This is a genomic window from Pseudomonas sp. LBUM1661 (assembly GCF_059695925.1).
On record NZ_CP166794.1, the window covers coordinates 6,735,865 to 6,759,431 of the forward strand.

15 protein-coding genes are annotated in these 23,567 nt (G+C 59.8%); 8 read left to right on the plus strand and 7 right to left on the minus strand.

What is annotated here, in order from left to right:
* Window positions 1-128 precede the first annotated feature (128 nt).
* Window positions 129-4,712, plus strand: coding sequence for a dermonecrotic toxin domain-containing protein (locus ACA057_RS31020; protein ID WP_497344852.1), 4,584 nt, complete (start codon window positions 129-131; stop codon window positions 4,710-4,712).
* Here ACA057_RS31020 and pdxR read toward each other — a convergent pair whose 3' ends face one another.
* On the minus strand, window positions 4,713-6,263 hold the full coding sequence (pdxR, locus tag ACA057_RS31025) for a MocR-like pyridoxine biosynthesis transcription factor PdxR (protein ID WP_497344854.1): 1,551 nt from the start codon (window positions 6,261-6,263) through the stop codon (window positions 4,713-4,715). It lies immediately after the preceding gene.
* A gap of 90 nt (window positions 6,264-6,353) precedes the next feature.
* On the opposite strand from pdxR, the gene ACA057_RS31030 reads away from it, so the two are divergent.
* The 3 genes from ACA057_RS31030 to ACA057_RS31040 are packed head-to-tail and all read left to right on the plus strand — an operon-like array spanning window position 6,354 to window position 8,121.
* Entirely contained in the window at window positions 6,354-6,983 is a 630-nt protein-coding gene (locus ACA057_RS31030) for an FMN-binding negative transcriptional regulator (protein WP_497344856.1), read from the plus strand.
* A gap of 2 nt (window positions 6,984-6,985) precedes the next feature.
* Complete coding sequence (locus ACA057_RS31035) at window positions 6,986-7,432, plus strand: GNAT family N-acetyltransferase (RefSeq protein ID WP_497344858.1); 447 nt, start codon at window positions 6,986-6,988, stop codon at window positions 7,430-7,432.
* 17 nt (window positions 7,433-7,449) lie between these two features.
* On the plus strand, window positions 7,450-8,121 hold the full coding sequence (locus tag ACA057_RS31040; RefSeq protein ID WP_497344860.1) for a GNAT family N-acetyltransferase: 672 nt from the start codon (window positions 7,450-7,452) through the stop codon (window positions 8,119-8,121).
* Between the two features lie 121 nt (window positions 8,122-8,242).
* Here the strand turns inward: ACA057_RS31040 and ACA057_RS31045 are convergent, their stop codons facing one another.
* Complete coding sequence (locus ACA057_RS31045; RefSeq protein WP_497344862.1) at window positions 8,243-8,503, minus strand: hypothetical protein; 261 nt, start codon at window positions 8,501-8,503, stop codon at window positions 8,243-8,245.
* A 255-nt stretch (window positions 8,504-8,758) separates the two neighbouring features.
* On the opposite strand from ACA057_RS31045, the gene ACA057_RS31050 reads away from it, so the two are divergent.
* Window positions 8,759-11,722 carry an autotransporter outer membrane beta-barrel domain-containing protein gene (locus ACA057_RS31050; protein WP_497344864.1) on the plus strand — a complete coding sequence of 988 codons (2,964 nt, stop codon included), beginning with the start codon at window positions 8,759-8,761 and terminating at the stop codon, window positions 11,720-11,722.
* 200 nt (window positions 11,723-11,922) lie between these two features.
* A complete protein-coding gene (locus tag ACA057_RS31055) occupies window positions 11,923-14,082 on the plus strand; it encodes an autotransporter outer membrane beta-barrel domain-containing protein (RefSeq protein ID WP_497350062.1) in 2,160 nt (719 codons plus the stop codon).
* A gap of 169 nt (window positions 14,083-14,251) precedes the next feature.
* Here the strand turns inward: ACA057_RS31055 and oadA are convergent, their stop codons facing one another.
* Entirely contained in the window at window positions 14,252-16,060 is a 1,809-nt protein-coding gene (oadA, locus tag ACA057_RS31060; RefSeq protein WP_497344866.1) for a sodium-extruding oxaloacetate decarboxylase subunit alpha, read from the minus strand.
* A gap of 11 nt (window positions 16,061-16,071) precedes the next feature.
* Window positions 16,072-17,487 (minus strand): acetyl-CoA carboxylase biotin carboxylase subunit, encoded by a 1,416-nt coding sequence (locus ACA057_RS31065; protein ID WP_046030798.1) that lies wholly within the window; start codon window positions 17,485-17,487, stop codon window positions 16,072-16,074.
* Between the two features lie 190 nt (window positions 17,488-17,677).
* Between ACA057_RS31065 and ACA057_RS31070 the strand changes: the two genes are divergently transcribed.
* The gene (locus ACA057_RS31070) at window positions 17,678-18,640 is read left to right on the plus strand and encodes a LysR family transcriptional regulator (RefSeq protein WP_497344868.1); all 963 of its coding nucleotides are present in this window, start codon (window positions 17,678-17,680) and stop codon (window positions 18,638-18,640) included.
* Here ACA057_RS31070 and ACA057_RS31075 read toward each other — a convergent pair.
* Window positions 18,582-18,791, minus strand: coding sequence for a PA3496 family putative envelope integrity protein (locus tag ACA057_RS31075; RefSeq protein ID WP_008156646.1), 210 nt, complete (start codon window positions 18,789-18,791; stop codon window positions 18,582-18,584). The genes ACA057_RS31070 and ACA057_RS31075 overlap by 59 nt on opposite strands.
* Before the next feature lie 200 nt (window positions 18,792-18,991).
* On the minus strand, window positions 18,992-19,858 hold the full coding sequence (hexR, locus tag ACA057_RS31080) for a transcriptional regulator HexR (protein WP_008027445.1): 867 nt from the start codon (window positions 19,856-19,858) through the stop codon (window positions 18,992-18,994).
* Between the two features lie 356 nt (window positions 19,859-20,214).
* Here hexR and ACA057_RS31085 point away from each other — a divergent pair, with 356 nt between their 5' ends.
* A complete protein-coding gene (locus tag ACA057_RS31085) occupies window positions 20,215-20,529 on the plus strand; it encodes a hypothetical protein (RefSeq protein WP_497344871.1) in 315 nt (104 codons plus the stop codon).
* A gap of 65 nt (window positions 20,530-20,594) precedes the next feature.
* On the opposite strand, the gene ACA057_RS31090 is transcribed toward ACA057_RS31085, so the two are convergent.
* Complete coding sequence (locus ACA057_RS31090) at window positions 20,595-23,465, minus strand: EAL domain-containing protein (protein ID WP_497344873.1); 2,871 nt, start codon at window positions 23,463-23,465, stop codon at window positions 20,595-20,597.
* Between the last annotated feature and the right edge of the window lie 102 nt (window positions 23,466-23,567).

A 23,567-nucleotide genomic window follows, 5' to 3' on the forward strand; every position in this document is an offset into this window, starting at 1 on the left:
GCTGGCAATCCAGCTCCTACAGTTTTCCAGACCTATACATATCTACCACCTGAGCCCCATGGCGCCTGGGTACTTTGGGTCGTACACGGCAGCTGCCGCCACGCCCATCCCCAACCGGTCCCGAACTCATGAGCGAAACAATCCCAACGACCACTGCACCCTTGTTGCTGAACAAAAGCCGTCTGGTAGAACTGACCAGCGACGGCCCGATCCTGCACGAAGCCGCTGCTCAACTTTTACGCAAGGCTCTGAAAAAGACGTTCCCCAATCAGCAGATCGACCCCGACAAGGCCATGCTGATGTCGCCAATATGGCGCCAGCAGGGTGAGGAACTTATCACCCACAGCAGCCATTTCGAATCGCTGACCCACGCGCTGGCGCGTCAAGCCTTCACCCTGGAGGTCGCCAACTACATCGAAGGCGAACACTTCCTGACCCTCACACCCAATGCTCCCGAACCGATCCATCTGCCGATCAGCATGGACGCGATCACCACGTTGCTGAATGAAAACGCGTCGATGCTGTTCAAGGCCTTCGAACAGAGCCAGCTGGATTACTGGAACGAAATCACGGAAAAGCTGCCGCGCTGGCGGGTACTGTCCGACGCACTGAAAGACGCCCTGAACCTCCAGTCCGTAAATGGCTTGGACACGCATGAATGCACCCTGGCGCGGCTCATTTCGCAACACCCCGAGAAGGCATTGCGCCCGACCTCCGGCAGCGGACTGTCGAACATTCGCGCTTGCCTGCTGGATCTCGATATAGCCTTTGAACAGGCAGAAGCCAATAGAACCCGGCACCTGATGCTGCCCGGTGCATTGGTATTGACCGCGACACTGGGAAGCCGTGAGCTGATCGTGATGTACACCCTCTCCAATGGCTATGAAACGTTCAGTTCCATGGCGCAATTGGGAGCCGTCCTCCCCGCACGGGTCGACATCGATCTGAGCGGCCAAAGCCTGAAGTGGCGACTCTACGAACCCGAGGGGAATATTTTCGATGCCGTGGTCTGGGCATTGGTGGGCTGCCAGCTCGATTCCATCGATGCACTCGATCCGAACAGTCGCTCGCCCTTGGTCAGATTAGCTTCCCGACAGGATACAAGCGCCACGCTCAGCGTCGCAGACAAGGTGCGCGTCGAACAGCTGGATAACGCGATCCCCGAGTGGTTATTGGCGAGTTCACTGGACGATATCCAGACCTACAGCAACTACCTGAAGGACTTGGGAAGCCTCAGGGGTGAAGCCAACAGTGACATCTTCGACATCAGCGAGATCCCCCTCATCCATGCTTACGCCCAGCAGAAAATGCACGATGCAATTGTCGCCGCCCAATCCGGCGAAGACGCCACGAAACTGCGCCTGGATGACCTCCGGATCACCATCACTCACAGTTTCGAAGCCGGCGGTTTCACCCTGCCCGACCCGCACAACCGCAGCGTCGAGACCCTCGCCGAATTCGCCCTGCAAAACACCCGCCCGTACAGCGCGACGGTCGCCTATACCGACGGCACGGCCGCGCCGGACTGGATGACCGTGACCTTCCTGTTGCGCATGGCCAACGAAGTCAACGTCGGCGAAACCTATCCACAACTGATCAAGCGCACACTCATCGACGACCCGGTGCAGGCCCGGCGCCACAAGTCCCGATACTGTCGCCAGCTGCCGTTGCTCCTGCCGCTGCTGGCGCTGGAGTGCAAACTCCAGCGTCGCGGCGATGTCGATGAGCAGGGTTACCGTCAGGTGCGCCAGCTGATGGCGTCGATCGAAAACAAATCACCCACCCGCGAATGGCCGGTACAGATTCGTCCGCTGGCATTCATGCCTCGCTATCGGCTTGGTAACACGCCGGACACCGTCGCCAACACCTACATCATCGGCCCGCGCGAGGGCCAAAGTGGTCCGTGCCTGCTTTATCAACCGTTGCTGGATCAGCCGCTGCACCAGTTCGCTTCCGAGCAAAACATGCTGTACGCGTTTTACCAGCCAGGCGAACTGCGTGATTCGATACTGGCCTGGTTGCCCGACCGGGCGTTGAGTTTCGAGTACGCCCAATATGTGTTTTCCTGCGGCATACCTTCGCCCTGGACCATTACCGAACTGGCCTTCGAGCCGTTTATCCACCTCGACCTGACCGCGTCCATCGAGTTGGCGAACACACCGCTGGAAGGCGACATTCTCGCGACTCTGTTCTCCCAGAACAGCCAAGCCATGGCCGAGCTCGCCGACCGCCAATCCACGTCCAACAACGAGCGCCGCTGGACATTGCTGGCGGACAGCGGCTGGGCCATGTTCAGTGTGGCAGCGAACTTCCTCAGCGGCTCGGCGGGCACCGCGGTCTGGGTCTGGCAAAGCATCAATCAGATTCAACAAGCCCTGGACGCCAGTGAGCGCGGCAACACCGCGGTGGAATGGTCCTCAATCGGCGATGTGCTACTGACCCTGGGAATCCTGCTGACCCAAAGAGTCGCGATCCGTCGTATACGGCTTTCGGGCCCCTTTGACAAAGGCTTTGCAGCGAACAATGTGTTCAAGGACGAACAGCCATTTATTGCGCCGTCGTCGACAAAGGCTTCGACCGTCACCCATGAAGCAACGCCATTAAGCGCCGAGCTGCCCAAGACGCATCTTTCGACACTGGCACCCGCCACGCTAGGTCGTATTAATGCAGGGGCGCAATTTTTACAGCAGATCAATCGATTCCAGGTACCGGCACCGACGCTGCCAGAGGGTGCAAGACCCAACGCTAATCACCTCAACGAACTCGAGGGAAAGCTGTACGCCAAAGTCGGTGAGCGCTGGTTTCAAGTCAGCGCCGAACCGGACGAGCCGCTATTCATCGTGGACCCGAATGATCCCTCGCAATCCGGCTTCGGTGTGAAGTACGACGCAGGCGAAGGTCGATGGCACTGGGACCTGAAGCTGCGCCTGCGCGGTGGTGGGCCGACCGGCAGGATCGAAACCCTGCGGCGCGAAAAAGCCAGGAAAAAGGACGAAGCGTGGGCCGCACTGCACCTGTTCATCGAACAGGAAGCAACTCGCAAAGCCAACCTGGACGAAGCGTTGAAACCCCTCGCTATCGATGACCCGTTAACGACGATGTCCGAGGAAGCCATTGCCACTTACATTTCCAAAGCTGATGAGTTGTCCAAGGGCTACGGCAAGGCGCTCGAAGATCTGGAAAAATGGCGTGAAGCGGGAGGCGCTGGAGCGTTTTATCAGTCTCAACTGATGCGTTTCACTATCGAGCAGCACCGTTTTCTCAGCGGCTGGATGCGCATGAAACTGCGCGAATACGCGCAGATCGTTGCGCCACAGATAAGCCTGCCGGAACCTGCGCAAACCAGGGCTCGCGCCGTGCAAATGGAGGCCGCACAAAAGGCCATCGCAGTAAGTGATGAAATAATCGACCGCCTCGGCCGCCTGCACGCCTCGCGGGACCGGTTGAAGAGCAATACCGGAGCGGCCCGCAAGATCGCCGACGATTTGCAAAGATTATTGCCATCCTTCTCTCACTTTGACCTTGAAGCCAATGAGATCGGCATGTCGACCGAACTCTGCCTGCGAGATGCTCCCGACAGCGAGTTGAATCAGGTTCGGCAGACCGTCATACCGATTTTTGAGAATGCGGCTGAAGCCGCCCACGCGTTAGTAGAACCGCGTGTTACCAAACGGCCTGCGCACAATGTCGAAGAGCTCACCGCTCTGTTGGACCGTTTGGCAGACGCCGAAAGACGTCTGCAGGATCTGTTTATCAGCTCGCCCGATCAGCTGGAGCCGGTCCGGTTCAAGCGGGTTCAGGCGTTGGTTGGCGAGTTTCATCAACTGGCGCGCAGCCGTCTGCTCAAGTTGCTTCCGGAAACTGAAGAAGTGCCGGTCGCCGCGATGGCCAGGCTCGAGCCGGTGCCCTCCACTTCACGCGCCATCGGCAAGGTGAGCAAGTCCCGGCCACGGGTGGTGGAACTGGAAAAGACCCCGTCGACCGAAACGCAGGCCAGTGAAGCCGTTCCCATCGTCAATATGGCCAACAGGCGTGCGGTGAAACCGACGACCCTGGACGACGCTGGCATCGTCGCCAACGGGCTTGCCCTGGATGCCGATCTCGACGCATTTATCCAACGGACTCGCGCCGACGCCCAGCGCCCTTCGCGTATTCCAGCGGACATGAAAGACCTGTTCGATCTGCAGGCCACCCGCCTCGAACAAGCCGCCGAAGAGGTTGATGCAGTATTGGCACGCAAGGGTACCGACTTTCCTGTGGCGAGCCTGAGCCCGCAATTACGTCAGGGAGCCGCGAGAGCCCGGCGTGAAGGCATCAGTGTCTACGGCGCCATGCTGATGGGACGAAAACCGAGGGAGACGTACCTGAAATGGCTGAACGATCACGACCTGGTCGAGATCGTCAAAGACGAGCGCGGTCGCATCAAGACCAAACAGCGCAGGGACTACTTTCAGGAATACCGGATTCTCGACAAGACCCGCCAGAACAAGGTGTTGTGGGTCGCGCACTTTCATTACGACAATCTGATCGACGCTGGCGATAAACCCACGGCCGCGCACTTGAAGCTGGCCGACGCGTATTTACAGGAACTGCCGGCCACGACACGTCAGGAAATGAGCACCTTCGACGCGGTCGACAATGCACTGCGCCGGATCACTGATCCGGCGGTGCGGGATCTGTTTTTGACACCCGAGCCGAAAATAGCGCGTTGATCAGTCGCACCAAACCGTGCGCAATCGTGCCAGAGCCGCTTCGATTGCCGGCTCTGGGACGGCGGCAAATCCCAGTACCAGCCCGGCGCGCTGATCCAGCGGCGTCTGCGAGTCGGGCAACCAGTAGCTGCTTAATCCATTGACTTCGACGCCGACGCTTTCGGCCTTTTCGATCAGCTCGCGCTCCCGGGCAACGCTGCTCACCGGAACCGTCAGGTGCAAGCCGGCGGCCACACTCGGCAGGCTGCCAACGCCCTCGATGTTTGCCGGCCAATGGGCCAACACACAATTGCGCCGACTCAAGGCCGCGCGGCGCATGCGCCGGATATGGCGCTGGAAATGCCCGGTGGCGATGAACTCGGCCATCACCGCTTGGGTACTCACTTCAGAATGGCGCACGTCGACCGCGCGGCGTTGTGCGAACGCGTCCACCAACCCCGGTGGCAGCACCAGATAACCGAGGCGCAACGCCGGGAATGCAACCTTGCCAAATGTCCCGACGTACAACACCCGACCATGACGATCGAGTGCCGCCAACGGCGCCAGCGGTGCGCCGCTGTAACGATACTCGCCGTCGTAATCGTCCTCGACGATCCAGCCTTGGGTGCGCTCGGCCCAGGCCAGCAACTCCAGGCGACGTGCCAGGCTCATGACAACGCCTGTCGGGTACTGGTGCGATGGCGTGACGTAAGCCAGACGACAATCGCCCAGTTCTGCCAATTCGGTGCAGTCGATGCCTTCACTGTCCACCATCACCCCGTGCAATCGCGCCCCGGCCACGGCGAACGCATGACCGGCCGCCCGATACCCCGGATTCTCAATCGCCACGCCGTCGCCCGGCTCCACCAGCAGCTGTGCACAAAGGCTAATCCCTTGCTGTGCGCCACTGGTGATCACTATTTGCTCAGCCGTGCATTGCATGCCCCGTGAACTGCGCAAGTACGCGGCAATCAGCCCACGCAAGCGCGCATCACCGGCCGGGTCGCCGTAGCACAGCTGTTGCAAATCCGGTTTGCGCCAGAACGCCGCATTCAGCTTGGCCCAGACCTCGAAGGGAAACAGGTCGAACGCTGGAACACCGACCCGAAATGCCCGAGGCGGACCACTGGGTGGCGTCGGCAAATGGTTCTTCTCAACCCGCGCCAACGCGCCGCTGTGGATAACTTTACTGGATGAAACAACAGGTAAATCCAGCCAATTTGTGGATAAAGCTGTGGGTAACCCTGTTGACAACCCTGTGGATACTTTTGTGGATAGTTTTTTCGGCGGCACCGTGCTTTGCGGCAATTGCGCGACATAGGTCCCATCGCCCACGCGCCCTTCGATGAAGCCTTCGGCATAGAGTTGGTCGTAGGCACGGACCACGCTGTTGCGTGAAATAGCCAACGCCGTCGCCAGATCCCGACTGGCCGGCAACCGCGTACCGCTGGCCAGCCGCCCGTCCAGCACCCGCACGCGTAATGCCTGATACAGCTGACGACTCAGGCCCTGGCGACGATCGAGTTCGATTCCCGCCGGGTTGAACGACAGGGACAGCGGTTCGCTGGTCATGGCAATGGACCTATGAAATTGGTCATTAATGGCTCTTACAACAGACCAATAGCCTGCCTAGGATGCAGGCATTCGCCAAGGGATATTTCCATGTATACGCCAAGCCACTTTGCCATCAAAGACTTGCACGAACTGCAGCAACAGATACTCGGCACCCGCCTTGCCCTGCTGGTCACCCATGGCGAACAAGGCCTGCAAGCCAGTCATCTGCCGTTGCTGCTGAACCCTGAAGAAGGGCCGAACGGCACCCTCTATGGCCACTTTGCCAAGGCCAATCCGCAGTGGAAGGAATTGCAGAACGGCGCCGAAGCCCTGGTGATTTTTGCCGGCGCCGATGCTTACGTCAGCCCCGGGTTTTACCCGAGCAAAGCTGAGCACGGCAAAGTCGTGCCGACCTGGAACTACGTCGCCGTTCACGCTTACGGTACTGCTGACGTTTTCACCGACGCTGATCGCCTGCTCACGCTGGTCAGCGCCTTGACCGATCGCCATGAAACCGGCCGCGCCCAGCCGTGGAAAGTCGCCGATGCCCCCGCTGATTACATCGACGGGATGCTCAGGGCTATCGTCGGTTTTGCCTTGCCGATCCAGCGCCTGGAAGGCAAACGCAAGCTCAGCCAGAACCGCAATGCCACAGACATCGCCGGTGTGCGTGAAGGGCTCGCCGCCAGCCCGGATGCGCACGACCAGGCCCTCGCCCACTTGATGCTTAAGGAATGAACATGAGTCAGATCGAGATTCGCCAGGTCAACGCCGACGACTACGCCGCGTGGCTGCCGCTGTGGCAAGCCTACCTGCGCTTCTACAACACCGAACTGCCTGAGGCCGTTACCCAAAGCACCTGGCAGCGTATGCTCGACCCGAGCGAACCCACCCACGCCGCCCTCGCCTGGGCCGACGGCAAAGCTCTGGGCCTGGTGCATTTCATCTACCATCGCTCGAACTGGAGCATCGAAAACTCCTGCTACCTGCAAGACTTGCTGGTGACGCCCGAAACCCGTGGCACCGGTGTCGGCCGCAAGTTGATCGAATTCGTCTACGCCACCGCCAAAGAAGACGGTTGCTGCAAGGTCCACTGGCTGACCCACGAAAGCAACGCCACCGCGATCCAGCTCTACGAGCGCATCGCCGAACGTCCCGGTTTCATCCAGTTTCGCAAAGCCATTTAAGGTTCAAGGAGAACAACATGTCGACTTCACTCGCCGACTGGAAAGGCGTCCAGGCACCGTCGGTGCAAACGCTCGAAGGGCGTTTCATCCGCCTGGAAAAACTCGACCCGGCACGCCACGCCGACGGCTTGTGGAAAGCCCTGCAAGGCCCCGGTTCCGATCCCAAGCTGTGGGACTATTTGCCTTACGGGCCCTTTCCCGAGCGCAGCGCCTTCAACGATTGGCTGAACAACCACGCGGCCAACAGCGACCCGTACTTCTTCAGCGTCATCGACCGTGCCAGCGGCGACGTGCAAGGCATCCTCAGCCTGATGTCGATCGTCCCGGCCCAGGGCCGCATCGAGATTGGCCACGTCACCTTCGGCGCACCGATGCAGCGTTCGCCAAAAAGTACCGAAGCGGTTTATCTACTGGCCAAGGAGTCGTTTGCCCTGGGTTACCGGCGCCTGGAATGGAAGTGCAACAACGGCAACGCGCGCTCCAAGTATGCAGCCGAGCGATTGGGCTTCAGTTTTGAAGGGGTGTTCCGCCAGCACATGGTGGTCAAGGGCCAGAACCGCGATACGGCGTGGTATTCGATTCTGGATTCGGAATGGCCGGCGATTGGCGCTGGGTTCGAGAAGTGGTTGAGCGACGAGAACCAGACGGATTCGGGGCAGGTGAAGACGTTGGCGGAGTGCCGCGGCTGATCTTCAGCGCCTGGACGGACGCCTTCGCGGGCAAGCCCGCTCCCACAGGGATTTTCAGCGAACACCAATGCCGAGTTCGCCTCAGAAACTGTGGGAGCGGGCTTGCCCGCGATGCTTTTCGTTAACGTATGGATTTATCAAGCTTCCAACCCAACGCATCACACCCATCCTGGATCAGGATGTGCGCTGCATTGGCGAAATGCTCAAGGTCGTGTCCCTCGGCTTCTTTGACGCACAGGCAGGCGACGCTATTGAGTAGATTGCGCGCGGCTTTTATTCGGTGGACGGCGGTTTCAAGAAGATCGGCAGCGCGGGCTTCGGTGTCAATGTACAGCGTGTCGCCAGCGCTGAAACTGCCGTGCAAGGGATGATACTTAGCCATGGGTCAAACTCCGGTTACTGAAGTGAGGACTCTCCTTTGTTTCGACCGGCTAAGATCGGTCATCGAATTGGCGGTGACAGCTTGACTATAGGCAGGCATCAACTCGATTTAAACCCCGACCCACAACTTCAGATCCGTCCTACACACCAGATCAAATGCAGTATCTGTAGCGAGGGCATATCTCAAACGACATCATTCTGTAAAAACCCTTCGCTATACAGGACGCCCCGCTTATAACAACACGGACGTCCACCCATGCCCTTCTCGCCCCAGCGCCTGGCGCTCAGCATCGCTTTGTTGATCAGCACTGGCGTCAGCGCCGCGCCGTACAAAAACGTGCAGATCGACACCGCGACCACCGCCGCTCAAACCCTCGGCGGGGCGGACACGCTGACGATTTCGGCGCCGGGCAGCATTACCAGCGCCGGCAAGACGGTCAGCCTCAAGGACGCTACCGCCGGTGTCGGGGTGAAGATCGATAACGCCGGGAAGATCATTTCCACTGGCGGGCGGGCGATCGACAGCAGCGGCGACCTGACCCAGGCGCGCAACTACAGCATTTACAACCGGGCCGGCGGGCAGATTCTCGGGTTCAACGACGCCCTGCGCATCGACAGCAATTTCGCAAGCGGCAGTCTGTTGATCGATAACAGCGGCATCATCCGCTCCACCACTGGCCAGGGCCTGGACCTCGATTCACTACGCAGCGCCGGGGCCACGACCACCATTATCAACCGCGCGGGCGGGTTGATTCGCGGCGATGCCAGCGACGGCATGAAAACCGGTGCCAACGCGACCATTACTAACTATGGCGAGATCTCCACGGGCGATGCCCACAACGCTGACGAGAAATTCGACGGCATCGATATCGATTCGGCAATCGGCGTGTCGGTGACCAACTACGGCACGATCTCCGGTGGCCGCCACGGCATCACCACCGATCTTGGCGCGACGCTGACCAACTATGGACAAATCACCGGGCGCAACGGCTCGGGTTTCGGCTCCGACGGCGATGGCACCGTGATCAACCACGGCATCATCACCGGTGCCTATTCCGGGTTGCAGCCCAACGGTGACGGCGACGGCGTGGACATCGACAAGCTCGCCCACATCGAAAACTACGGCACCATCCAAGGCATCGGTGCGGGTGGCGTCGATAAGAACGGCTTCGCCAATGGCAGCGAAGGCATCGCGCTCGGCGGTGGCTATGTGCTGAACGCCAAGGACGCGCTGATCAGCGGCGCCAACAGTGCCATTTTGGTCGACGACGGCAGCGGTGGTTCCGGCGTGGCGGCGACGACGCTGGAAAACTTCGGCGTCATTCAAGGCCTCGATGGTTTTGGCGTGAAGTTCGTCGGCGAGTTTGCCGACAGCGTGATCAACGGCGGGACCCTCAGCGGCAGCGACGGCCTGGCGCTGGACCTTGGCGGTGGCAACGACAACCTGACTTTGCGCAACGGTAGTCGCTTCATCGGCGTAGTCGACGGCGGCAGCGGCGTCGACCGTGTAGTGATGGATGACGCGGCGGGCGGCAGCTTTGGCGCCAGTCGCCACTTCGAATGGCTGGAGGTCAAGCAAGGCGCCTGGACGCTGACGGGGAGCGGCGATTTCAGTGACGGCGGCGCAGTGCGCAATGGTGCGACGTTGATCAACCAGGGCGGCATTGCCGGCAGCCTGACGGTCGACGCGGGCGGCGTGTATGCCGGCGGTGGTTCGGTGGGCAATCTGTTGGTCAATGGCACCTTGCGGACCAACACCCGACTCGGCACCGCGACCATCGCCCGCGACTTGACCATGGGCAGCGGCTCGACCCTGGTCTATGGCGTCAATGCCGATGGCAGCAGCGCGCCGATCCAGGTCGGCGGCACGGCTAATCTCAATGGCGCGACGCTGGCGGTGAACCCAAGCGCCGGCACTTATCCGTGGCAAAGCCACTACACCGTGTTGCAGGCGACGAGCGTGAACGGCACCTTCGGCAAAGTCACCAGCGACTACGCCTTCATCACGCCAACCTTGGCTTACACCCCGACCCAGGTCGACCTGACGTACACCCGCAATGATGTCGCCTTCAACGAATTCGCCGTCACTGGCAACGGCAGCCGCGCCGCCAACAGCCTGGCCTCCCTCGGTCAAAACAATGCGCTGTACAACGTCCTGCTCAATACCACCAGCGCCACGGCCGGCGCGGCCATCGAGCAGCTCAGCGGCGCCAGCAACGCCGACCTGACCAGCGCGACCCTGGGTGTCAGCAACCAGATCGGTGGCAGCATGCTGTCGGCGATGCAACAGATGGGCAGTGGTTCCGCGTTGCTGGTGGGCCTCGAACAACGGGACACGCCGGTCCTCGCCGCTAATGGCGTCCCCAACGCAGCACGCGACCTCAACGATCCGAATGCCCAGGGCCGACTTTGGCTGCAAGCCATCGGCGGCTACGGCAAGCTCGACGGCGAACACGGCAGCAACGGCCTGGAGCAACGCAGCAAAGGCACGGTGCTGGGCGTCGACTGGTCACTCGATCCGCAATGGAGGCTGGGCGTGCTTGGCGGTTACTCGAAGACCGATCTGGATGCCACCGGCGTCGATGGCAATGTCGAGAGCTGGCACGCCGGCGTCTACGCCCTGCGCCAAAGCGGCCCGTTGGCCGTGCGCCTCGGCGCGGCGTACAGCGGTCATCAGGGTGAAAGCAAACGTACCGTGGCCTTCAACGGTTTCAGCGACCGGCCCAAAGGCGATTACGACGCCGATAGCCAACAGGCCTTCGCCGAACTCGGTTACGCCATGGGCAGCGGTCGCCTCAGCGCCGAGCCGTTCGCCAACCTTGGCTACCAGCGCTATCACCGCGACAGTTACCAGGAAAAAGGCGGCACCGCGGCCCTGCAGGTCGACGGTCAAACCCAGGACAACTTCAGCACCACCTTCGGCCTGCGCCTTGCGCACCTGAGCAGCCTGGACAACGGCATGAGCCTGACCCCGCGCATGACGGCCGGCTGGAAACACACCTACGGCGATGTCAGCAATTCGACGCGCCAGGCCTTCGTGGTCGGTGGCACGGCGTTCAGTGTCGATGGCAGCTCACTGGACCGTGACAGCCTGGTGCTGGAAGCCGGGCTGGACGTGGGCATCTCGGCGCGGCATAGCGTCGGTGTTGGCTATAGCGGAGAGATCGGCAGCAACAGCCGCAATCATGGGGTGATCGGGCAATGGCAGATGAGTTTCTGACAGAGCGATAGCGACGCCGATCTCGATTTTTTGTAAGAAAAATCGTCTTCTCTCTCCGATAAAGTCAGCCGCCTTTAAGCGGCTGTCCCTTTTCCGCGCCATACGCCGACATCAGCCGCAGCACCTGCGGACGCGCCTGACATCGGTATTTGTGGCTGCCTTTTAGAGTTTGGCCTCCTGTCAAAAGAGGCCAGACTCAGATGTCCGCTCAACACACTTACCGACCACAACATCTCGCCTTGGCGATTGCGCTTGCCTTGGGTGGCGCTGATTTTGCGATTGCTCAGCAGACCACGGCCGAGATTGCGTCTCCCACGGTTAAAATGTCGGAGGCACAGATCGCCGACTTTGATACTTTCCTTAAAGCGACCGACACCCTCTCCCAAACGATCAAGAAAGCAACGGACGGCAGCACCCTGCAACTGGATGATCGCAATGACTTGATCACCATTGGGACTCGCGGAAGTATCACCGGACTGCTGGATGGCGGCAGCGGTGAGAACGCCGTACAACTCGATGCCGCAAAAGGTGGCAGTCTCGGTGAGACCCGCCAATTCCAGCGATTGGACGTCAAGCAGGGTTCCTGGGCACTGACCGGTGAAGGAGACTTCAGTACGGGTGCCCTGGTTCGTCCGAAAGCGACCCTTGCCAATGCAGGACGAATCGCCGGCGATGCGTGGGTCCAGGGCACTCTGATCAATAAGGGTGATATCGATGGCCGCGTCGACGTCTTCGAAAAAGCGGCGTTCAGTGGCAACGGCAGCGTGGGTGCCCTCCACGTTCAGGGCCTCATGACGGTCAACCGATTGCAAGGCGCACCGACGGTGAAAGGCGACATGAGCCTGTCCAAAACGGCGGTCTTGTCCTATGAGGTCAATCCCGACGGTTCCAGCGAAACCATCAAAGTCGATGGCACTGCCAAACTCGATAGCGCAACGCTGAAAGTCGTCACGACAGAGGGCGAATTTCCGCAGAGCAGCCAGTACACAATCATTGAAGCCAACAACGTTGAAGGCGAATTCGGCAAGGTCATTAGTGATTTGGCTTTCATGACGCCAACCCTGCAGTACAACGAAAAGAACGTCGGCCTGACCTATGCCCGAAATGAAGTGCCTATCGAGAGTCTTGCCGATACTGACAACGGACGGGAGTTCGGCAATAGCGTCATCGAGCCACCTCACAATAGCCCGGAAGTTCAATTACCCTCGGACAGTGAAAACACTGTCGTCGTCGAAGCGACGCCAACCACCAGCACTGACACACCGCCCGCAGCGTCGCAGCCTTCGACTGCCGCAAGCGCTTCCGCTACAACCCAAAAACCAGTATCGAACGCTGCCGTCACCACCCTCCTCGCTTCCAACAAAGAAACGGCCTCATACGCCCTCGAACAACTGGCCGGTTCCAGCAACGCCAACCTGGCCAAAGCGACCTTGAGCAGCGTCGATCCGGTCAGCGGCAGCCTGCTTTCGGCCATGCGCCAATTGGGTACCGACAACCAGAGCACGCGAAACAATGCACCACGCCTGGCTGCCGGCAGCGAAGACAATGGCAGGGTCTGGCTGCAAGCACTGGGACACGGCGGGAAACTGGATCGTGACATTGAGCCCTTGCAACATTCGACCAAGGGACTGTTGCTGGGAGCGGATTGGAACATCGACGAGGAATGGCGCCTGGGGGTCATGGGCGGTAAGTCCGGTACACGATTGGATAGCCGCGAACTCGACGGCAATCTCGATAGCTGGCATCTCGGCGCTTACGCATTGAGGCAGAACGGTCCGATGTCACTTCGGCTGGGCGCGACTTACAGCAGCCACGACGGAAGCACTGCACGCCGGGTCGCCTTCAGCGGTTTCAGCGATCGCCCAAAAGGCAGCTACGATGCCAGTACTCAACAAGCCTTCGCGGAGGTGGGTTACAACCTTGGCCGCTACAATGTCAGCTTCGAACCGTTCGCCAGCATCGGTTACCAACGCTATCAGCGCGATGGCTACACCGAAAAAGGTGGGGCCGCGGCGTTGAAGGTTCATGAGCAAGCCCAAAGCAACATGAACAGTACGTTTGGTTTGCGCCTGGCGAAGGTCGAGACCCTGGATAACGGCATGCGACTGACGCCGAGGTTAAGCGCCGGCTGGAAACACACTTACGGCGAGCTTTACACCCACACCCGCCAACGGTTGGTTACTGGTGGCAACAACTACACCGTTTACGGTGCGGAACTGGATCGCAACAGCCTGTTAGTGGATGCCGGCCTGGATCTTGGGGTCTCGGCAAATCACAGCGTGGGGGTTGGCCTAACCGGTGAGGCGGGCAGTGACAGCCGCAGCTACGGCGTAATGGGACAGTGGCGGATAGCGTTCTGATGAAGCCACACCTCTCTCACTGATTCGACTCGATACCTGTGGGAGCGGGCTTGCTCGCTCCCACATTAGAGTCGAGGTGTTCGGGAAAGCGATCCCCCAAACACCGCACAAAAAAAAGGGGAGCACATGCCCCCCCGAGGTTTAAAACGGTGTGATCGCGGCGGTTAACTCAGCCTTCGATCTCGATCAGGATTTCGCCCGGATTCACCCGGTCGCCCTTCGCCACATGAATGGCAGTAACTTTGCCGGCGATGGCGGCCTGGACTTCGGTTTCCATCTTCATCGCTTCGGTGATCAGTACGGCCTGGCCAGCCTTGACGGTGTCGCCTTCCTTGACCAGCACGTCGACGATGTTGCCCGGCATGGTGGTGCTGACATGGCCCGGTGCAGTGGCTTGCTTGCGCTTGCTGCTGCCGCCGCTGACGAACTCGTTGAGCGGCTCGAACACCACTTCTTCCGGCATGCCGTCGATGGACAGGTAGAAGTGACGCTTGCCTTCAGCCTTGACGCCAACACCGGTGATGTCGACGCGGTAGGTTTCACCGTGGACGTCGATGACGAACTCGGTCGGCACGCCTTCGCCACCGGCCGAGGTCACGCCACCGGCTTCAGGAATCGGCAACAGCACTTCAGGCGTCAGGGTGCCGGCGGCACGTTCCTCGAGGAACTTGCGGCCGATGTCCGGGAACATGGCGTAGGTCAGCACGTCTTCTTCGGACTTGGCCACGGCGCCGATTTCGGCACGCAGCTTGGTCATTTCAGGCTTGAGCAGATCGGCCGGACGCACGTCGATCACGTCTTCGCTGCCGATCGCCTGGCGGCGCAGCTTCTCGTTCACGGTGCCCGGCGCCTTGCCGTAGCCGCCTTGCAGGTAGAGCTTCACTTCGTTGGTGATGGTCTTGTAGCGCTCGCCGGCCAGCACGTTGAAGAACGCCTGGGTGCCTACGATCTGCGAGGTCGGGGTCACCAGCGGCGGGAAGCCGAGGTCTTCACGAACGCGCGGGATCTCTGCCAGCACTTCGCTCATGCGGTTCAGGGCGCCCTGCTCTTTGAGCTGGTTGGCCAGGTTGGAAATCATCCCGCCCGGTACCTGGTTGACTTGAACGCGGGTGTCGACGGCGGTGAATTCGCTTTCGAACTGGTGGTACTTCTTGCGCACGGCGTAGAAGTACAGGCCGATCTCTTGCAGCAGTTCCAGGTTCAGGCCGGTGTCGAACTCGGTGCCTTTAAGGGCGGCGACCATCGACTCGGTGCCTGGGTGGCTCGTACCCGAAGCGAAGCTGGAGATCGCGGTATCGATATGGTCGGCGCCGTTTTCGATGGCCTTGAGTTGGCACATGGTGGCCAGGCCAGCGGTGTCGTGCGAGTGAATGAACACGGGCAGCGACTGCTCGCTTTTCAGCGCCCTGACCAGCTCGCCAGTGGCGTACGGGGTTAGCAGGCCGGCCATGTCCTTGATCGCCACCGAGTCGCAACCCATGGCTTCCATTTGCTTGGCTTGCGCCACGAACGCGTCAATGGTGTGCACCGGGCTGGTGGTGTAGGCGATGGTGCCCTGGGCGTGTTTGCCCGCTGCTTTCACCGCTTCGATGGCCACGCGCAGGTTACGCACGTCGTTCATTGCGTCGAAAATGCGGAACACGTCGATGCCATTGACCGCGGCCTTGGCGACGAACGCCCTGACCACGTCATCGCTGTAATGACGGTAGCCCAGCAGGTTCTGGCCGCGCAGGAGCATTTGCAGGCGCGTGTTAGGCAGTGCGGCGCGCAGTTGGCGCAGACGCTCCCACGGGTCTTCTTTGAGGAAGCGTACGCAGGCGTCGAAGGTCGCGCCGCCCCAGCATTCCAGCGACCAGTAGCCGACTTTGTCGAGCTTGTCGCAGATCGGCAGCATGTCTTCGGTGCGCATGCGCGTGGCGAGCAGCGATTGGTGGGCGTCGCGCAGGATGGTGTCGGTTACATGGATCTTCTTGGACATTGTTTTATTCCTCACAGGCCTGCGTGGGCGGCGATGGCGGCGGCGATGGCCAGGGCCAGCTCTTCGGGTTTGCGCTTGATCGAGTAGTTGGTCAGTTCAGGGTGGCTTTCAACGAAGCTGGTATTGAACTGGCCGCTACGGAATTCCGGGTTGCGCAGGATTTCCTGGTAGTACGCGGCGGTGGTCTTGACCCCTTGCAGACGCATGTCGTCGAGGGCGCGCAAGCCACGGTCCATCGCCTCTTCCCAGGTCAACGCCCACACCACCAGTTTCAGGCACATGGAGTCGTAGAACGGCGGAATGGTGTAGCCGGTATAGATCGCCGTGTCCGTGCGCACGCCGGGGCCGCCGGGGGCGTAGTAACGAGTGATCTTGCCGAAGCTCGGCAGGAAGTTGTTTTTCGGGTCTTCGGCGTTGATCCGGAACTGCAACGCGAAACCGCGGTGCTGGATGTCTTCCTGTTTCACCGAAAGCGGCAGGCCGGAGGCGATGCGGATCTGCTCACGAACGATGTCGATGCCGGTAATTTCTTCGGTGATGGTGTGTTCCACCTGCACCCGAGTGTTCATCTCCATGAAGTACACCTCGCCCTCGGCGAGCAGGAACTCCACGGTGCCGGCGTTCTCGTAACCCACAGCCTTGGCCGCACGCACCGACAGGTCGCCGATGTAGGCGCGCTGTTCCGGGGTCAGTTGCGGGCTCGGGGCGATTTCGATCAGCTTCTGGTTGCGACGCTGGATCGAGCAATCACGCTCGAACAGGTGCACCACGTTGCCAAAGCTGTCGCCAAGAATCTGCGCTTCGATGTGCTTTGGATTGACGATGCATTTTTCCAGGAACACTTCCGCAGAACCGAAGGCCTTGGTGGCTTCGGAAATGACCCGAGGGAACGCTTGTTCAAGTTCTTCGCGGCTGTCGCAGCGACGGATACCGCGGCCGCCACCACCGGAGGTAGCCTTGAGCATGACCGGATAACCGATGCGGTCGCCTTCAACCAAGGCTTCGGCGATGTCCGCGACATTGCCTTCAGTGCCTGGGGTGACGGGCACGCCCGCCTTGATCATGCTGCGACGGGCTTCCGTCTTGTCGCCCATGCGGCGAATCACTTCAGCCGATGGACCGATGAATTTGATGCCGCGTTCGGCGCAGATGTCCGCCAGTTCGGCGTTTTCCGAGAGGAAACCGTAGCCGGGATGCAAGGCATCACAACCGGTTTCCACCGCCAGGTTCACCAGCTTGCGCGCATTCAGGTAACCCGCCAGTGGCTCGGCACCGATGCTGTGAGCCTCGTCCGCGCGCTTCACATGCAAGGCATGGCGGTCGGCGTCGGAATAGATCGCGACCGAGCGAATGCCCATCTCGGCGCAGGCACGCACGATTCGTACGGCAATCTCACCACGGTTGGCGATCAGGATCTTTTTTATCACTTGGAGGTTCCCTTGAGCCGGTGGTACCCACGACCTGCTAGACCAGGTCGACGCGTGACCAAATGTTTCGATTTAGTCGCAGCTCCACACTAGCCCCCACAAGGGATTAACAAAAATGATTAATTATTGGGTCAGGCATAAGTAAAGACTTATAGTTGATGCTTCAGCTTGCGGCGAGAGCTTCTTAAAAATGCGTAAGTCCTTGATGCGTATGACATTGCGTCAATTGCAGATTTTCAACGAAGTCTGTGATTTGCGCTCCTACAGCCGTGCGGCTGACGAAATGTCGCTCACACAACCGGCTGTCAGCCTACAGATTCGTCAACTTGAGGAGCTGATTGGTCAGCCTTTGTTCGATTACGTCGGCAAAAAACTCTACATGACGGAAGCGGCCGAAGCACTTCAGCGCGCCAGCCGGGACATTTTCGGGCGCCTGGAAAACCTTGATATGCAGCTCTCGGACATGCAGGGATCGTTGCAGGGTCAGCTGAAACTGGCGGTGGAATCCAGCGCCAAGTATTTCGTGCCGCACCTGTTTGCCGCGTTCAAGCGCCAGCACCCGGAAGTGAACCTGCAACTGACGGTGGTCAATCGCGGGCAAGTGATTCGACGCCTGTCGGACAACCGTGATGACCTGGTGATCATGTCCATGGTGCCGCAGGACATGGGGCTGGAGTTCTTGCCATTCCTCAACAACCCGATCGTTGCCGTGGCGCCGCCCGATCATCCGCTGTGCCACATGGGCCCGCTGCGCTTGCAGGATCTTGAACCGTACACACTGCTGATGCGTGAACTCGGCTCCGGGACGCGGTTGGCGTGTGAAGAGTACTTCAAAGAGAAACGCGTGCACTTCAACCAGACCCAGGAAGTCTCGTCTGCCGAAGCTCAGCGTGAATGTGTGGTGGCGGGTCTGGGCGTGGCGCTGTTGACACGCCACGCCCTGAACCTTGAATTGGCGACCGGTGGGCTGATCGAACTGCCGGTCGAAGAGCTGCCGCTGTACCGCAGCTGGTGCCTGGTGCAGGCCAAGGCTAAACGGCTGTCACCGGTGGCGCACGCGTTCCTTGCGTTTATTCGCAGCGAACGGGTGCAGATCAGCGCGCTGGTTGAGCGTTTCGACGGGAAGTTGCCGGCGCTGCCTGCCAGTAATTGAGTTCCAACTCAGGAAAATCACCAATCTCGGCCAAAAGCTGACGGCGTTCGCAGCGATCTTCGATAGCGCGGCGAAATTCCATGCGGCGCTGGTCTTCTTGCTGACGGCGGGTTCTGACAGCGCTGTTGCGTTCTTCGTAGGGCTGGGCCATTTCGAGTCTCCCAAGGCGAGTACGGGAGTTACACGATGAACGTCGGGGATGACGGTTTGGCGGCGGGTGGGTTACAGGGATGTGAATATTCGGCGCTGATGAAGACGCCTTCGCGAGCAGGCTCGCTCCCACAGGAGAACGCGATCAAATGTGGGGGCGAGCCTGCTCGCGATTAAGGTCGGAACGACCTTACGACGACGTCAGTCGTCCAGCGCTTTCACCGATTTGGGCGACAAGCGCAAACTGCGAAGGCTGCGTTTGACGCTCTTGAGGTGATTGACCAGGCTCGGCCCGCGCGCCATGGCCACGCCCATCGCCAACACGTCGATCACCACCAGGTGGGCGATACGCGAGGTCAGCGGCGTGTAGATTTCAGTGTCTTCGTGCACATCGATCGCCAGGTTGACGGTCGATAGCTCCGCCAACGGCGTCTGGCTCGGGCACAGCGTGATCAGCGAAGCGCCGCTTTCACGCACCAGATTCGCGGTGATCAACAAATCCTTGGAACGCCCGGACTGGGAAATACAGATCGCCACGTCAGTGGGCTTCAACGTTACCGCCGACATGGCCTGCATGTGCGGATCGGAGTACGCCGCAGCGGTCAGCAACAAACGGAAGAATTTATGCTGGGCGTCCGCCGCCACCGCGCCCGAGGCGCCAAAGCCATAGAACTCGACACGCTGGGCCTGGGACATGAGCGACACCGCCCGCTGCAACTCCACGGGATCGAGCTTCTCGCGAACCTCCATCAGCGTGTGCAAAGTGGTGTCGAAGATTTTCAGGCTGTAGTCAGCCACCGAATCGTCTTCATGGATCGCGAACTGACCGAAGCTCGCGCCAGCCGCAAGGCTCTGCGCCAGCTTCAACTTCAAATCCTGGAAACCGGAACAACCAATGGCACGGCAAAACCGCACGATAGTCGGCTCGCTGATGCCCACGCTGTGGGCCAGGTCGGCCATGGAGCTGTGCATCACCGCCGCTGGGTCAAGCAGCACGTGATCGGCGACCTTGAGCTCCGACTTGCGTAACAGGTGGCGTGACTGGGCGATGTGTTGCAGCAGATTCAAGGGGCTGGACTCTTTGTTATTGGCAGGTGCCGGGGATGTAGCAAGCTTGTAGTTATACTACATGAATCGGCTTTTTGCCTGCTCAATGCGTAACCATATCCCTCGACTACAGGTGCGCGCGCTCGATGTAGCGCTCATTGTCTGTGCTAGGGCGAGTCATCGATTCACGCCCTTCAGGGTAATAACGGCAACTTGGCGAATCACTTTAAGTTTCTCTTGTTAGTTGCCAAGCGATTAACAACATTAAACATACAACTTTACAAATGCAAACCGTATACACCCACCACAAATAAATTTAGTTGGGTATATTGCTCGGGCAGGAAGCAACATCACTTAACTTAAAGGAGTTACACACTATGAGCATTAAAACCAAAGACTGGACCGCACAAATCGACCGCATGCCCGTTGCACCTTCTTTCCGCACCTTTGGCACCGTGACCGTAGCCCACACGGGCCTTACGCCAAAACTGGAAATGAGTGCAATTCAAGACAAATCCTTTGATCTGCGTCTGGAGTTGAAACTTGAAAATTCCAATGAGATCTCGTTGCAGGTTGAAACGGACAAACGGGTTGAATATAAAGTACTGGGCGACTCCAACGTCACTGGCGTCAGTATTTTCTACGAAGGTAAGTTGCTGCACCATATTGATAAAGTGCTGATTACCAACTAACAGCATATCGCTTCAAGGCTTCCCGTCAGACCACTACAAAATCTGACGGGAAGTTTCCCCCGCGCTCAGTCCGCGCCCTGCTCTCGTAGCAGAGCTGCCAGCCCATCCGCCTCAATCGGCCGGCTGATCAAATACCCCTGCACCTCATCGCAGTGTTCGGCCTTCAGAAACTCAAGCTGCTCTGCCCGCTCTACCCCTTCCGCTACCACTTTCAACGACAGGCCATGCGCCATGGCAATTATCGCCCGAGTGATGGCCGTGTCCACGCTGCCCTCGCCCAGACCGCGGATAAACGCCTGGTCAATCTTCACGTAATCCACCGGAATACGCTTGAGGTAGCTCAGGGACGAATAGCCGGTGCCGAAATCATCGATGGCCAGTTTTACCCCCAGATCGCGCAACTGCTGGAACGTCGCGATGATGTGCTCGACGCTGTCCAGCAACTGGCTTTCAGTGAGTTCCAGCTCAAGGTAGTGCGGCGCCAGGCCGGTTTCTTCCAGCACCTGGCGTACCAGACTGACCAGTTTGCCCTGACGCAGTTGATGCACAGACAGATTGACCGACACCCGAATCGGCGCCAGCCCTTGGCGTTGCCATTCGCACGCTTGCCAGCAGGCCTGACGCAATACGAACTCGCCAATAGGGCCGATCAACCCGGTTTCCTCGGCCAGCCCGATGAAATCTCCCGGCGGCACTTGGCCCAGGGTCGGATGATCCCAGCGCACCAGCGCCTCGGCGGCATTCAGCCGACCCGTGGCGAGGCACAGTTTCGGCTGGTAAAACACCTTCAACTGCTTCTCTTCGATGGCTTTGCGCAGCTGGTTTTCCAGCTGCAAACGCTCCAGCGTGCTGGCTTGCAAGCTGTCGGTGTAGAACTGGAAATTGTTGCCACCCAAATGCTTGGCATGCTGCATGGCCATGTTCGACTGGCTGACCAACGCCGAAATCTCCCGCGCATTGTCCGGCAACAGGCTGATGCCCATGGACGCACTGACCACCAGTTCATGGCCATCGACGGTCACTGGCAAGCGCAGCTTGCTGGACAAGCGTGTCGCCACCCGCGCCAGGCTTGAGAGGTTGCCGTAGGCGTTGAACAACACCGCGAACTCATCGCCGGACAACCGTGCAATGGTGTCCGCCTCAGGCAGCGCGTTGACCAGCCGCCGGGCCATTTTCTGCAACAGCTGGTCGGCGATTTCATGGCCGAGGCTGTCGTTGAGCAGTTTGAAGCGATCCAGATTGATGTGCAGCAACGCGAGGCTGCGGTGGACGCCCTGGCGCACTCGCTGATGAGCCTCGTTCAACCGTTCGCGGAACAGCGAACGGTTGGCCAGGCCGGTCAGTTCGTCGTAATGAGTCAAGTAGCGCATGCGCTCTTCGGATTCGCGCCGAGCCGACAGATCGGCGAAGAAGCCCACGATATGGCTCACGTTTCCCCGAGCATCACGCACCATATTCAGTTGCAACAGCTGCGGATACAACTCGCCATTCTTGCGGGTTTCCACCAGTTCGCCCTGCCAGCTGCCGTGCTGTTCCAGCGCCTGATGAATCGCCCCGTAGTGTCGACGGGCATCGCGACTGCACGGCAACTCGACCACGTTGCGCCCGAGCATGTCTTCGATGTCATAGCCAGTGACCCGGCTAAAGGCTTGATTGACCGCGATCAGCGCGTAGTTGGGGTCGAAAATCACGATGCCTTCGCTGGCCGCTTCAAAAACGGTCGCCGCCAGTTGCCGCTGTGCTTCCAGGCTTTTGCTGGCACTGATGTCGCGGCGGGTACCGACCATGCGTATCACCCGCCCATTTTCGCTGCGCTCAACCGCTCGGCCGCGGTCTTCAATCCAGACCCAATGACCGTCACCATGGCGCACGCGGTATTCGATCTGGTAATCCTCGGTGCGCCCCTTCAAATGCTCGACCAGCGCGCGCTTCAGTGCTGGCAAGTCCTCGGGGTGCAGGCGTGGTTTGAGGTGGCGCAGCATCGCCGTCACGTAGTCCGGCTCCAGGCCGAACAGCTCCTGAAGCTGAGTGTGATGGACTTCATCGGTTTGCAGGTTCCAGTCCCACAAGCCCAGTTCACTGGCCTTCAACGCCAGCGCCAGACGCGCTTCACTTTTGCTCAGCGCCTGATTAGCGGCGTCCAGTTCCAGGCTGCGCTGGGCGACACGGCTTTCCAGACCGATCTGAATTTCACGCAGTTCGTCTTCAGCACGACGACGCTGGTCGATTTCCTTGGCCAGCTTTTGATTGAGCTGGTCGCTGCAGTTTTGCGCTTGCTGCAAATGCTCGATCAGCGCCTGATTCTGGAACCGCCGCAACAGCCCGCTATCGATCAATCGGTTGACTTGCCAGGCGACGACGCTCAATGCGCCGAGCAGAATCAGGCCGAACCAGCCCCAACCCTGCCCCTGCTCATCGCCGCCCCAGAACAGATAGCCAATGGCCGGCAACAGACAGGGCAAGGTAAAGGACAGGAAGGCTGGCAGGCTGACGGCGTAGGCAACGCTGGCCGAGAGGGCCGCGGCGCCGATCAGGCCGAACACCCAGGCTTGCTGCATGAAGTTGTCTGCCGGGGCCAGCGCAATGCCGGCACCGGCCAGGGTCAGGCCGGTGAGACCTGAGCCGAGCAGAAACATGCGACGCCAGATCGGATGGGCCTGCCGGTTGGGGATCGCGGAATCGAAGGCCGCCACCTGAATCACCCGCAGCGCCACCAGCGATAACAACCACACCAGCCAGACGCTGACCAGGAAGTAGCGCTGCGGACTCCAGAGCAACCCGGCGCAGACCAGACCATTGATCAACATGAAGAGCGTGGGCAGCAGCGAGCCCTGGTAAAGCAGGCGCGTGCGTTCAACCGCCATTTCCATAGCGTACTGTTTACGGATAACCCGGGGCTCCACAGTGGGGCCCGACAGGTCGGAGCTGAGGGTCATAGGCAATGTTCTTGTTCTTATAATGATGAGCATGAGCCCGAAACGTCGACGGAGCATACACAAGCCAGTGCCCGGACCAAACTGCCCCAAGTCATAAAGTAG